This window comes from Ruegeria sp. H3 (genome assembly GCF_056533095.1).
This window is the reverse complement of sequence record NZ_JBQFOD010000001.1, coordinates 31,720-44,330: the sequence shown is the minus strand read 5'-3', so window position 1 is coordinate 44,330 and position 12,611 is coordinate 31,720. Positions and strand designations below refer to the sequence as shown.

At 58.0% G+C, this 12,611-nt stretch carries 14 protein-coding genes; 7 read left to right on the top strand and 7 right to left on the bottom strand.

The window, feature by feature from the left end:
* The first annotated feature begins 3 nt into the window (after window positions 1–3).
* From purL to grxD, 3 genes are all read left to right on the top strand, one after another.
* Complete coding sequence (purL, locus tag ACR0JE_RS00230) at window positions 4–2,163, top strand: phosphoribosylformylglycinamidine synthase subunit PurL (RefSeq protein ID WP_480862190.1); 2,160 nt, start codon at window positions 4–6, stop codon at window positions 2,161–2,163.
* A gap of 142 nt (window positions 2,164–2,305) precedes the next feature.
* Window positions 2,306–2,542: a BolA/IbaG family iron-sulfur metabolism protein gene (locus ACR0JE_RS00225; protein ID WP_039530494.1), complete on the top strand. Its 237-nt coding sequence runs from the start codon at window positions 2,306–2,308 to the stop codon at window positions 2,540–2,542.
* A 433-nt stretch (window positions 2,543–2,975) separates the two neighbouring features.
* Window positions 2,976–3,338, top strand: coding sequence for a Grx4 family monothiol glutaredoxin (gene grxD, locus ACR0JE_RS00220; protein ID WP_480469910.1), 363 nt, complete (start codon window positions 2,976–2,978; stop codon window positions 3,336–3,338).
* 7 nt (window positions 3,339–3,345) lie between these two features.
* Here grxD and ACR0JE_RS00215 read toward each other — a convergent pair whose 3' ends face one another.
* From ACR0JE_RS00215 to ACR0JE_RS00205, 3 genes are read right to left on the bottom strand one after another with little or no spacing between them, the layout of a single operon-like run.
* Window positions 3,346–3,696, bottom strand: coding sequence for an MliC family protein (locus ACR0JE_RS00215; protein ID WP_480827377.1), 351 nt, complete (start codon window positions 3,694–3,696; stop codon window positions 3,346–3,348).
* The gene (locus ACR0JE_RS00210; protein ID WP_480862188.1) at window positions 3,693–4,088 is read right to left on the bottom strand and encodes a cell division protein ZapA; all 396 of its coding nucleotides are present in this window, start codon (window positions 4,086–4,088) and stop codon (window positions 3,693–3,695) included. The genes ACR0JE_RS00215 and ACR0JE_RS00210 overlap by 4 nt, the downstream gene beginning before the upstream one ends.
* Window positions 4,088–4,945 carry a hypothetical protein gene (locus ACR0JE_RS00205; RefSeq protein WP_480862186.1) on the bottom strand — a complete coding sequence of 286 codons (858 nt, stop codon included), beginning with the start codon at window positions 4,943–4,945 and terminating at the stop codon, window positions 4,088–4,090. The genes ACR0JE_RS00210 and ACR0JE_RS00205 overlap by 1 nt, the downstream gene beginning before the upstream one ends.
* A gap of 235 nt (window positions 4,946–5,180) precedes the next feature.
* On the opposite strand from ACR0JE_RS00205, the gene tkt reads away from it, so the two are divergent.
* On the top strand, window positions 5,181–7,202 hold the full coding sequence (gene tkt, locus ACR0JE_RS00200; RefSeq protein WP_480862185.1) for a transketolase: 2,022 nt from the start codon (window positions 5,181–5,183) through the stop codon (window positions 7,200–7,202).
* 49 nt (window positions 7,203–7,251) lie between these two features.
* On the opposite strand, the gene ACR0JE_RS00195 is transcribed toward tkt, so the two are convergent.
* Together ACR0JE_RS00195 and ACR0JE_RS00190 are read right to left on the bottom strand one after the other, a co-directional pair.
* The gene (locus ACR0JE_RS00195) at window positions 7,252–8,052 is read right to left on the bottom strand and encodes a thioesterase family protein (protein WP_480862183.1); all 801 of its coding nucleotides are present in this window, start codon (window positions 8,050–8,052) and stop codon (window positions 7,252–7,254) included.
* A gap of 86 nt (window positions 8,053–8,138) precedes the next feature.
* Complete coding sequence (locus tag ACR0JE_RS00190; RefSeq protein ID WP_480541649.1) at window positions 8,139–9,110, bottom strand: DUF808 domain-containing protein; 972 nt, start codon at window positions 9,108–9,110, stop codon at window positions 8,139–8,141.
* 183 nt (window positions 9,111–9,293) lie between these two features.
* Between ACR0JE_RS00190 and gap (ACR0JE_RS00185) the strand changes: the two genes are divergently transcribed.
* The 3 genes from gap (ACR0JE_RS00185) to gap (ACR0JE_RS00175) all read left to right on the top strand — a co-directional run bounded on the left by gap (ACR0JE_RS00185) (window position 9,294) and on the right by gap (ACR0JE_RS00175) (window position 11,605).
* Window positions 9,294–10,295 carry a type I glyceraldehyde-3-phosphate dehydrogenase gene (gene gap / locus ACR0JE_RS00185; RefSeq protein WP_480541651.1) on the top strand — a complete coding sequence of 334 codons (1,002 nt, stop codon included), beginning with the start codon at window positions 9,294–9,296 and terminating at the stop codon, window positions 10,293–10,295.
* Window positions 10,296–10,367: 72 nt separating this feature from the next.
* Window positions 10,368–10,511 (top strand): hypothetical protein, encoded by a 144-nt coding sequence (locus ACR0JE_RS00180; protein WP_480498130.1) that lies wholly within the window; start codon window positions 10,368–10,370, stop codon window positions 10,509–10,511.
* An 89-nt stretch (window positions 10,512–10,600) separates the two neighbouring features.
* Complete coding sequence (gene gap, locus ACR0JE_RS00175; RefSeq protein ID WP_480541653.1) at window positions 10,601–11,605, top strand: type I glyceraldehyde-3-phosphate dehydrogenase; 1,005 nt, start codon at window positions 10,601–10,603, stop codon at window positions 11,603–11,605.
* Here gap (ACR0JE_RS00175) and coaD read toward each other — a convergent pair.
* Both coaD and ACR0JE_RS00165 read right to left on the bottom strand, forming a co-directional pair.
* Window positions 11,597–12,088 carry a pantetheine-phosphate adenylyltransferase gene (gene coaD / locus ACR0JE_RS00170; protein ID WP_170536957.1) on the bottom strand — a complete coding sequence of 164 codons (492 nt, stop codon included), beginning with the start codon at window positions 12,086–12,088 and terminating at the stop codon, window positions 11,597–11,599. The genes gap (ACR0JE_RS00175) and coaD overlap by 9 nt on opposite strands.
* Window positions 12,089–12,170: 82 nt before the next feature.
* Entirely contained in the window at window positions 12,171–12,608 is a 438-nt protein-coding gene (locus tag ACR0JE_RS00165) for a CBS domain-containing protein (protein ID WP_353007339.1), read from the bottom strand.
* Window positions 12,609–12,611 lie beyond the last annotated feature (3 nt).

Below are 12,611 nucleotides of genomic sequence, written 5' to 3'. Positions count from 1 at the left end.
AGGATGCAAGAGCCAGCCATCACACCGGATTTGATTGCCGCACACGGGCTTAAGCCCGAGGAATACGACATGATCCTAGAGATCATCGGGCGTGAGCCAACCTTCACCGAGCTGGGCATCTTTTCTGCCATGTGGAACGAGCATTGCTCATACAAATCCTCCAAAAAATGGCTGCGCACCCTTCCCACCGAAGGCCCTCAGGTCATTTGCGGACCGGGCGAAAATGCTGGTGTGGTTGACATTGGTGATGGTCAGGCGGTGGTCTTCAAAATGGAGAGCCATAACCACCCGTCATATATCGAACCCTATCAGGGCGCGGCGACCGGCGTTGGCGGCATTCTGCGCGACGTTTTCACAATGGGCGCGCGCCCGATTGCCTCGATGAACGCGCTGTCCTTTGGCGAGCCAAGCCACCACAAAACCCGCCAGCTGGTCAACGGCGTGGTCGAAGGCATTGGCGGCTACGGCAACTGCTTCGGCGTGCCCTGCGTGGGTGGCGAGGTTCGCTTCCACCCGGCCTATAACGGCAATTGCCTTGTGAACGCATTTGCCGCCGGTCTGGCCGACAGCGACAAGATTTTCTACTCCGCCGCCTCCGGCGTCGGTATGCCCGTCGTCTATCTGGGCGCGAAAACCGGGCGCGATGGCGTTGGCGGTGCGACCATGGCCTCGGCCGAATTCGACGACACCATCGAAGAAAAACGCCCCACCGTACAGGTCGGCGACCCCTTCACCGAAAAGCGCCTAATGGAAGCGACCCTGGAGCTGATGCAAACCGGCGCAGTGATCTCGATCCAGGATATGGGCGCGGCGGGTCTGACCTGTTCTGCCGTGGAAATGGGCGACAAGGGCGGTCTGGGCGTGCGTCTGGATCTGGAAAACGTCCCCCAGCGCGAAGAGAACATGACGGCGTACGAGATGATGCTGTCGGAATCTCAGGAACGCATGCTGATGGTCCTCAAGCCCGAGCTTGAGGCCGAAGCCCGCGCCGTTTTTGAAAAATGGGATCTGGATTTCGCCATCGTTGGCGAAACCATTGCCGAAGACCGATTTCTGATCATGCATAACGGTGAGGTCAAAGCCGATCTGGTTCTGTCGAAACTCTCCTCAACCGCGCCGGAATATGACCGTCCGTGGGTTGCGACACCCGAGGCCGAAGACCTGGCCGAAGTCCCTCAGATCGACCCCATCGACGGGCTGCGCGCCCTGCTCGCCTCGCCCAATTACGCAAGCAAGCAATGGGTTTATGAGCAATATGACACCATGGTCATGGCCGACAGCGCTCGCACACCCGGGCTGGGCGCGGGCATGGTGCGTGTCCACGGCACCGACAAGGTACTGGCTTTCACCAGCGACGTGACGCCACGCTATGTCCGCGCCAACCCGGTAGAGGGCGGCAAGCAAGCGGTGGCCGAAGCCTATCGCAACCTGACCGCTGTCGGGGCCAAACCGCTGGCCACCACCGACAACCTAAATTTCGGCAACCCCGAAAAGCCCGAGATCATGGGCCAGTTCGTCGGCGCCATTCAAGGCATCGGCGCAGCCGTTGGCGCGCTGGATATGCCAATCGTGTCGGGGAACGTCTCGCTGTACAATGAGACCGATGGACAGGCGATCCTGCCGACCCCGACCATTGGTGCGGTTGGCTTGCTCAGCCACAGCGATGAAATCATCGGCAACGAGGTTCGTGAGGGCCATGTGGCACTGGTGATTGGCGAAACCCTAGGCCATCTGGGCCAATCCGCCCTACTGGCCGAGGTGTTCAACCGTGAAGATGGCGACGCGCCTCATGTCGATCTGGATGCAGAAAAGCGCAACGGCGATTTCATTCGCGCCAACCGCGATATGATCAAAGCCTGCACCGATCTGGGCGATGGCGGCCTTGCACTGGCGGCGTTCGAATTGGCCGAGGCCGCTGGCGTTGGTGTGCATCTCGATGAGGCCCCGACCGAATTCCTGTTTGGCGAAGATCAGGCCCGCTATCTGGTGGCTTGCAACTTTGATCAGGCCGAAGCTCTGATGATTGCGGCCGGTCAGGCCGGTGTGCCGCTGGTCTCGGTTGGCCGCTTCGCTGGCGACACTGTGAAGATCGGCGGTTCTGAAGCAGCTTTAACCGACTTGCAGAACACATTCCGCAGCAGCTTTGAGGCGGCCGTCGCCTGATCACACGCGAACAACGCGAACCAGCCTAATGCACTCCTGCGCTTTCGTGGCGCAGGATTTAGCGTCTTGGGCGATCCGTGCCATCTTGCACGCCCCCGTCCATCGCTCTACATCTTGGGAAAGACTTTCAGGAGTAACCTACATGCCGATGAGCGCCCACGAAATTGAAACCCTGCTGCGCGAGAGCTTTCCGAATGCGGAAATTCAGGTTGGCGGCAGCGATGGCGTGCATATGTCCGCCATGGTCGTGGATGAAAGTTTTCGGGGCAAAAACCGGGTGCAACAGCAACGGGCCGTTTACGCGGCATTGAAAGGCAAGATGGACGGCCCGGATGGGGAGCTGCACGCACTGGCTTTGACCACCAAGGTGCCTGAGTGAAGACGACGTTCTGGGACCTGCTCGCTGCTATTGTACGCTGGCGCGTTCCCAAACAGGATGGCAAGCCCCCCCTTGGTATGGAGGCGACAGATATCGACCTCGTGAACAAAATACAGGCTGAAAATGAACGATTGGAGCGTATCAATGGACGCGACTAGAATCTTGGTAGTTTAAAGGCAGAGATGGACCTTGGGTTGGGCATCATATTGGGCGGTTTTGTCGTTATCTCGATAACAGCGCTTTTGGCATGGAGCCGTTCCAAGAATGAGCCCAAATCGAAGCGAGGTTCCCTTCCGGGAATCGGATATCGCACCATTCATGCAAATTATGACTCAGGCGGGTCAGGAGGCGGACACTCCACTCAGTACCGCGTCCCCAAAGACCCACAAGACTACGCCAAAGCGATGATGCCGAAGAGCAAAGGAAACGCGAAATGACCGACGTGAAATCCCAGATCGACGAAACCGTCAAAGCCAATGACGTTGTGCTGTATATGAAAGGCACCAAAGAGATGCCTCAGTGCGGTTTCTCATCCCGTGTGGCAGGTGTGCTGAACTATATGGGCGTCGAGTATGCCGATGTGAACGTTCTGGCCGATGAGGCTGTGCGTCAGGGCATCAAAGATTACTCTGACTGGCCGACCGTGCCGCAGCTTTATGTCAAAGGCGAATTTGTCGGTGGCTGCGATATCATCACCGAGATGACCCTGTCCGGTGAACTGGACACGCTGTTTGACGAAAACGGTGTTGGCTACAACAAAGACGCTGCAGACAAAATCCGCGAAGCGAACGCCTGACCCGGCCTTAGCGGCTGGAGCAATTCTGATAGATGACCTGCTCGTCGGCGGCACCTGAGGCCGCCGCGTAGCTTACGCTGGCATCCCACCCTTTTGATCGCAGAATATAGGTTCCGTTGGTGTCCACGGATTCATACCGAATGCCCGATCCGCTTTCGACCTGACGCATCGAGACAAGGGTGTTGTCCAAAATCGTCGCCGCCGCGCCCGACCCGTCTGCCGCGTTAAAGTAGGTCACGGGCAGTGGCACGCCATTTTCACAGGTGAAGCTTACGGTCAGAATGTCGATGTCTGCGGATGCAACGGATGCAGACAGGGCCAGAACGGCGGTACAGGCCAAGGATCGCATCATGGTCATTGGGATTTCTTCTCCTCGATCACGGATGCCAAAGCCTCGGCCCGTGCGGCCAGTTCAGCCAATGTGTCAGTTACTGACGGGGGCACCACGGCCACCTCAACCCGTTCCGGTTCTGGCGCAGGTGCTGCGCGCAGCGTATTCAACTCGGCCTCAACCTCGGCCAGTTTGCTTTCCAAAACTTTGACCTTGTCATCCGTAGCGGCGGTTTTGTCGGCCAGCATCAAGCCCGCCATCAACAGCATCCGCGCCTCGGGCATCCGGCCAATCTGATCTGACAGAACCTGCGCTTCGTCATCCAGCATCTTGGCGGCAGTGTGCAGAAACGCCTCTTCCCCGTCCTGGCAAGACACTTCGAAACCACGTCCGCCGATATGAATGGTCACTTCGGGCATTATTCTACCTCACCTTCTGCCAGTTCCGCCTTGCTGAGCAACGGCTCAAGTCGGGCCAGAATGGCATGCGCTTCGGATGCATCCGAAGCCTGTTTTGCGCGGGTGGCCTCCAATTCGGCGGCGGTGACCTGATCCAGCAGTTCGGCAACGGGCTGCCCCTGCTCTGCCGCCGCGCGCAGCTCATCAATCGCACTTTGAAGCGCCGCGTTCGCCTTCCGCATCCGCTGCAAATCGCTGTCCAGGCGCGACATCGCCGCCCCATGGCTGGCGCGTTCGGCACGCAGCATATCAAGCTCGGCGCTCAGGTCTTCCAGCCGTTCGGTATCGGCAAGTTCCGACCGCAACCGGCTGTTTTCCGCCTCAATCTGCTTGGATTGCTCTACTAGCCCACGCAACTCATCCAATTCTGCTTGAACCGGCGCTGTGTCGGCAAGCATATCCATTTCAGATCGAAGCTGCGCATTCTCAGTCTTCAATGCATCAAGTTCTTCCGAATTCTCCAGCGCCTCTTTGGCCTCGGCCAGTTCCAACCGGGCTGCCTCAACGCTTGCAAGCTTGGTCGATGCTTCCGCTAGCTGTTCGCGCAGCCCCTCAACCTCTGCGTTGTCACCAGACGAAGCCTGCGCCTGATCCAACTCAGCGCGCAGACCGTCCATTTCCTGATCATGACGTTCTTTCAGGGACTTCAGCCGCTCCTGCAACTGGGCATTGGCAACGCGCTCCTCATCAAGCGCGGTTTTCAGGCTATCATCGGCCGGTTCGCTGCCGGGGGCCGCGTGCTGCATGGCGTCGACACCTGCGCCGATACGCTCCATCGCGGCGATGATGCGATGCTGTAATTCCTCGATCTGGCTCATGCCCCTGTCACCTCTTTATCAAGGTTCGTTCTGTTACAGGGTGATCCGAATCAACTTCACCCCCGCCTGCGCCTAGTCTAACGGAATGCGACGGAAAATACCCACTGTTTGGTTTCAACAACTTGGACCGCGCTGTTGAAGCATAAACCTTGTGCAAAACCCAGTTCTGCTTGCACTTTGAGGGGTGGATGTTATTGAGCGCGCAATCTGCTTGTAATCCGAAGGAACAACGCCCGTGGACCTGACTGCGCTGCGCAATGCAAACCCCGAACACTGGGACAAAGCTGCGGCCATCCGCACCCTGACCCTTGACGCCGTCGCCGCCGCAAATTCCGGCCATTCCGGTATGCCGATGGGCATGGCCGATGTTGCGACCGTACTGTTCGAAAAGCACCTGAAATTCGACGCCGCAAACCCCGGCTGGCCCGACCGCGACCGGTTCATCCTGTCCGCCGGTCACGGCTCAATGCTGGTCTATTCGCTGCTCTATCTCACCGGCCACGCGGATGTGACATTGGATGAGATCAAGAATTTCCGCCAGTTGGGTGCCAAAACTGCGGGCCACCCGGAAAACTTTCTGATCAACGGTGTCGAAACCACCACCGGCCCGCTGGGTCAGGGCATTTCGAACGCTGTGGGTTTTGCCATTGCCGAGGAAATCCAGCGCGCCCACTACGGCAAGAAGGTCGTCGATCACTATACCTATGTCATCGCAGGCGACGGCTGCCTGATGGAAGGCGTCAGCCAAGAGGCGATCACTCTGGCCGGTCGCCACGAACTGGGCAAGCTGATCGTCTTCTGGGACAACAACAACATCACCATCGATGGCACCGTCGATATCGCCGACCGCACCGATCAGGTGAAACGCTTTGCCGCTTCGGGCTGGCAGGTGATTGAGATTGACGGGCACGACCCCGAGGCGATTGACGCGGCCATCGCCAAGGCAAAAACGTCGAAAAAGCCGACGATGATCGCGTGCGAAAGCCATATCGCACTGGGTCACGCGGCGCAGGATACCTCAAAAGGTCACGGTGCACTGACGGATCAGGATCAGCTAAAGGCGGCAAAGGCAGCCTATGACTGGCCGCATGATGCGTTCGAAATCCCGGCCAATGTGAAATCTGCATGGGAAGCCATTGGTGCTCGTGGGGCCACCGAGCGTACCGCTTGGGAAGAGCGTTTCGCGCAGCTTTCCGAACGCAAGCAGGCCGAATTCAACCGCGCCTATGCGTTTGAAGCGCCCAAAAAGCTGGCCGGGGCCATCCGTTCGTTCAAGAAACAAATGTCGGAAGGCCAACCGAAACTGGCCACTCGTGCCTCGTCTGAAAAGGTTCTGAACGTTGTGAACCCGATCATGACCGAGACCGTTGGCGGCTCGGCCGACCTGACCGGCTCGAACAACACCAAATCGGCTGACATGGGTGTATTCCTTCCCGAAAACCGCAAGGGTCGTTACATCCATTACGGTATCCGCGAACACGGTATGGCCGCTGCGATGAACGGCATGGCGCTGCATGGCGGCATCCGCCCCTATGGCGGGACCTTCATGGCCTTCACCGACTATGCGCGCCCATCCATGCGTCTGGCCGCGCTGATGAAAATCCCGTCAGTCTTCGTGATGACCCATGACTCGATCGGTCTGGGTGAAGACGGCCCGACCCACCAGCCGGTCGAGCATCTGGCGATCAGCCGCGCGACGCCGAACACCTATGTGTTCCGCCCCGCCGACACCGTTGAGACCGCTGAAGCCTGGGAACTGGCGCTGACCTTCAAGGACAGCCCTTCTGTCCTGTCGCTGACCCGTCAGGGCGTGCCGACCGTGCGCAAGGATCACAAAGCCAAGAACCTGACCGCCCAAGGCGCTTACGTTCTGGCCGAAGCCGAAGACAAACGTCAGGCCATTCTGATCGCCACCGGGTCCGAGGTTTCGCTAGCGATGGAAGCCAAAGCGATGCTTGAGGCCGAAGGTATCGGCACACGCGTCGTCTCCATGCCCTGCATGGAACTGTTTGCGCAGCAAGACGAAGCCTACCGCAAGCGCGTATTGCCTGCCGGTGCCGTCCGCGTCGGTATCGAAGCCGCCGTACGTGCCGGTGGTTGGGATCGCTGGCTGCTGGGCGAACGTGGCCGCGAAGCCAAGGCGGGCTTCATTGGCATGTCCAGCTTTGGCGCATCGGCCCCTGCGGGTGAGTTGTACAAGCATTTCGGCATCACGGCCGAGGCGACAGTTGCGAAGGTCAAAGACCTGCTGGGCTGATCCCTGCCTGAAAACGTCAAAAGCCCCGGTCCGCACCGGGGCTTTTTTGTTAGACGAAGATAATCACAGACTGCATTCCGTCGACCAGCAGATCACCCTCGGTGTTCCAGACCCGCATGACCTGTGAGCTGTAGCCATCGCGCCCGGCGGTCAGTTGATGCTCCAGCAAGAACCACCCGTCACGCGTTTGAATATCCTCGTCCAACACATTGAAAATCCAATTCATTGACGAGTTTGGACCCGGTTTCTTTAGCGTTGGATAGATTGCAGGTGGCGGCAGATCGGCAACCGAAATTAACCCTTCCATCCGATCCCACATGCGCGGATCATTGTGTCGCGCCCAAAGACGCAGATATCCTTTCTCAGCACCCGAGAACGGCAATGCGCCTTCAACCAGCCGGACATCGAAGTTTTGAAGGAACGGGATAGGAGGTCTGGGCAAATCTGGCGGGAAATAAGGCCCCGTGTCTTCAGGTTCTTCCGCAGGTTTAGCCGGGCGGTCAAACGCGACATGGCTATCCTGAGCATGACCAAAGGAGAACGTTGCCATAGCGGCGACTTTCCCGTCGATCTGAGCGCGGGCATTGATGATGGTCACATTCCGCCCCTGCCGCAGCACCTCAGTGCCGATGATTGGCGAAGTCCCAATCGGTGCGGTGAAATTCACCAAAGCCGAGCGCAAGGGCGGCAAATCCTTATGCTGCGCGCGAACCGCATCCAGCATAAGCGCAGAAGAGAATCCTCCGAAAGTAGTCCGGCCCTGCATCCAATTGAATGGCACGGGATAGCTTAGGCCATCGCCCTGCGGCGTTCGGCTTTCTAGAACCTCGGTTAGCGTATGAGACGACATTTGAGTTCCAGTTCTTGTGTTTCAGGTCACAGCCTAACTGCCGTTCGGCGTGCGGCCACAACGACCCAACGTCACAAACAGAATTTTCAGTGCTGTTTGCTTGATCCTGAAACCATCCCCATCAACGGCGCAACGACCCTGGTTGCCACCGGGATCAGCGCCAGCCCATAGACCAGACCGAAAATGCCATCCATTGTTGCTTTGGAAATCCACTCGATTGCTCCGACCCATTGCTCGGATGCCATATGCCCCAGCGCATAGGCCCAATCGTGGATATGGTGACCCAGCCAGCCATAGCCCAACACTTCAAGCCCGTGAATAACAATCGACCCACCAACCCAAAGCATTGCGGCGGTGCCGATGATCGACAACAGCTTCATCACTACAGGCATGGCCTTGACCAATCCGCGCCCGATCCCGCGGCCAATCGGCGTGGGCGCGTTGCCAGCCAGGAACAGCCCCACGTCATCCATTTTCACGATCAGCGCGACTGACCCATAGACGGCCACGGTCACCCCGATCCCAACAACGGCCAGGGTTGCCGCCTGCATCCACAGGTTCGGGGCCTCAATCGCTGCCAATGCAATGGTCATGATCTCGGCGGACAGGATGAAATCCGTCTTGATCGCGCCTTTGACCTTCTGTTCTTCCAAATGGCCTGGGTCGCGGTTTTTCATATCCTCGTCGATGACGTGGCTGCCATGGGGAAACAGCACGTGGAATATCTTTTCGGCCCCTTCGAAACATAAGTATGAGCCGCCGATCATCAGCAACGGCGTGATCAGCCATGGTGCAAAATTGGCCAACAACAATGCAACGGGCAGCAACAATATCAGTTTGTTAAAAAAGGACCCCCGAGCAATGCGCCAGATGATCGGCAATTCGCGCGCGGGCGCAAAACCCTGAACGTATTTCGGGGTTACTGCCGCATCGTCGATGATCACACCCGCCGTCTTGGCCCCAGCCTTGCCCGCAGCGGCGACAACATCGTCAACCGAAGCAGCCGCAACTTTGGCGATCCCCGCCACATCGTCCAAAAGGGCCAACAGACCGCTCATCGCGCTTCCTTTCCTGTCACCTGTCGCGTTTCGGACCCTACCTGATCCAACAGCTAGCGCAAGCGTTAGCGCAATCGGACCAGGTTTGCGCTAACACCTTCAAAATATGCTATTTTTGCCCTTTTGAGACTCAGGTTTCACCGCTATATGGCCAACAACGCAAGCGCATTCTGGAGACTTGTTATGACCATCAAGGTCGGGATTAATGGTTTTGGCCGTATCGGTCGCTGTACCCTGTCGCATATCGCCGCCTCTGGGCGCAATGATATCGAGGTGATCAAAGTCAACGCCACCGGCCCGCTGGAAACCTCGGCGCATTTGCTGAAATATGACAGTATCCACGGCCGTTTCCCCCGCGACGTCTCGATCGAGGGCAACACCATGGATCTTGGCCGTGGCCCGATGCACATGTTCTCGACCTACGACATGAACGAGCTGGACTGGGAAGGCTGCGATGTCGTTCTGGAATGCACCGGCAAGTTCAACGATGGCACCAAAGCAAAAACGCATCTTGAACGTGGCGCACAAAAGGTTCTGTTGTCTGCGCCCGGCAAGAACGTCAACAAGACCATCGTGTTCGGCGTGAACCACAACACTCTGACCGCCAATGACAACATGGTCTCGAACGGCTCTTGCACCACCAACTGCCTTGCTCCGCTTGCCAAGGTGCTGGACGAAGGTGTTGGCATCGAACATGGCATCATGACCACGATCCACGCTTATACAGGCGACCAGCCAACGCTGGACCGCCGCCACAGCGACCTGTACCGCGCGCGTGCAGCCGCCATGTCGATGATCCCGACCTCGACCGGTGCCGCTGCAGCTTTGGGGGAAGTTCTCCCCAATCTGAGGGGCCGTCTTGATGGCTCGGCGATCCGCGTGCCTACTCCGAATGTCTCGGCTGTGGATCTGAGCTTCCGCGCCTCGCGCGATGTCACCGTCGAAGAGGTTAACGCCATCGTCGAAGAAGCCGCCAAGGGCCCGATGCAACGCGTTCTGGGCTTTGAGCCCGCCCCGCTGGTTTCGACCGATTTCAACCATACCGAAGAAAGCTCGATCTTCGCACCGGATCAAACTCGTGTGGTCGACAACCGCATGGTGCGTGTTCTGGCCTGGTATGACAACGAATGGGGCTTTTCCGTGCGCATGGCCGATGTGGCTGTTGCAATGGGCCGTCTTAACTGACCCTTTGTACATCGCTTGTACCTTCAGGCCTGCTCAGGTTATCTGGGCGGGCCTTTTTCGTTCGGGGAAAGAATGACAAATCAACTCGCTATATGGCTTGGGCTTCTGATCCTTGGCGCGGTGATTCTGGACTATGCACTGTTCGGCCCGGAACATTTGGTGTTTCTAAGCAAAAAGCTTTACGCGTTTCTGGACTGGCTCGCCTTCTGGCGTTGATCTAGGTTTTGCTTGACATTCGCGCCAATCTGCCATTGTTAGCGCTAACCAAGCCTCATATCGGGGCCAGCTGACGAACGGAGCGTGACATGACACTCAAACTGGCAATCAACGGCTTTGGACGGATCGGGCGCGGTGTTCTGCGGGCCTTGATGGAAACTGGCCGAACAGATGTGCAGATCGTCGCAATCAACGATCTGGGAAAACCCGAAATGAACGCGCATATGTTCGAATTCGACAGTGTGCATGGCCGCTATCCAAACAAAGTCACGCTAACCGAAGCAGGCCTGGATGTTGGCGCAGGTCCGATCCGCCTGACCAGCGAGCGCGATCCTGAAGCGCTGGAATGGTCCGACGTCGACGTGGTTCTGGAATGCACTGGGGTTTTCCGTACCCGTGAGGCGGCAGAACGTCACCTGAAAAACGGATCGAAGAAAGTACTTATTTCGGCCCCCGCACGCGGTGATGGCGGTGTCAAAACCGTCGTCTTCGGCGTGAACGATCACGAGTTGACGGCAGCGGACACGATCGTCTCGAACGCCTCGTGCACCACCAACTGCCTGTCTCCGGTCGCTGCGGCGCTGGATGCAGGGCTGGGCATTGTGCATGGGAACATGACGACGGTTCATGCCTACACGGCCAGCCAGCCAGTACATGACAACGCCGGCAAGGACCCATACCTGTCGCGTGCTGCTGCCCTGTCCATGATCCCAACTACCACCGGGGCGGCGTCGGCCGTGGGGCTGGTTCTGCCGCAGCTCGCAGGTAAACTGACCGGTCAGGCGATCCGAGTTCCCACCCCGAATGTTTCGGTCGTCGATCTGGTGGCTGAAGTGTCGCGCCCAACCACCGAAGATGAGGTGAACGCCCTGTTCACGGAAGCCGCCGCAAAGATCCCCGGTGTTCTGGCTGCAGAGTCCCGCCCGCTGGTCTCGATCGATTTCAACCACGATCCCCACAGCTCGACCGTGTCGCTGGATGAAACCAAGGTGACGGACGGCACTTTGGTGCGCGTGCTCGCCTGGTACGACAATGAATGGGGCTTTTCGAACCGGATGCTGGATACCGCTGCCGCCATGGGCGCACTATCCTAAACGGCCTTTCAACGCATCATTCACGCGGGGCGTGACGAATTTCGACACGTCCCCGTTTAGCCGTGCGATTTCCTTGACCAGTTTTGAGGCAATCGCTTGGTGCCGTGCTTCGGCCATCAGAAAGACGGTTTCAATCGTATCATCCAAAGCGCGATTCATTCCGACCATCTGGAATTCATACTCGAAGTCCGCCACAGCGCGCAGCCCGCGCACAATAATCTGAGCGCCAACATCACGGGCACAATCGATCAACAAGTTCTCGAACGGATGCGCAACAATCTCTGTCCCCGTCTGCTGGGTCAGTTGTGCGCATTCCGCCTCGATCATCGCAACACGTTCTTCCAGTGTGAACAACGGCCCTTTGTCGCGGTTGATCGCAACGCCGATCACCAGCTTGTCCACCAGCGCAGCGGCCCGGCGGATGATATCGATATGACCCAAGGTTATCGGATCAAAAGTTCCAGGATATAATCCAACCCGCATCAGGCTCTCCCGCGCAACAATATTTCTGCGCTAGCAAACATAACTTTGCCGCAGGTGCAAGGGGTTGAACGCCCCTCTCCCGTTAGTGACCCATGATCATCCCTTGCAGGGCGTCTTTCTCCATGGCCAGTTCTGCAAGCTGTGCCTTGACCACATCACCCAGCGTGACGATCCCGATCAGCTTGCCATCCTCAACCACCGGCATGTGGCGAAAGCGGCCTTCGGTCATCCGGGACATGATGTCCTGCACCGTCGCTTGGCGCGTGGTCGTAACCAGTTCCTTCGTCATATACGAACTGACGGGTTCGTTCAGGCATCCGCTGCCACTGGCGGCCAGTTCGCGGACGACATCACGCTCTGACAGAATACCCTTGGCCGTCTGACCCCCATCGTCCGAGACGATAACCGTACCGATCCGCTTTTCCGCGAGTATTTTCGATGCTTCCGAAACGGTCGCTGAAGGCTTGACCGTCACAACACCCTCGGTGGCTTTGGATTTCAGAATGGCTTGAACGAGCATGAA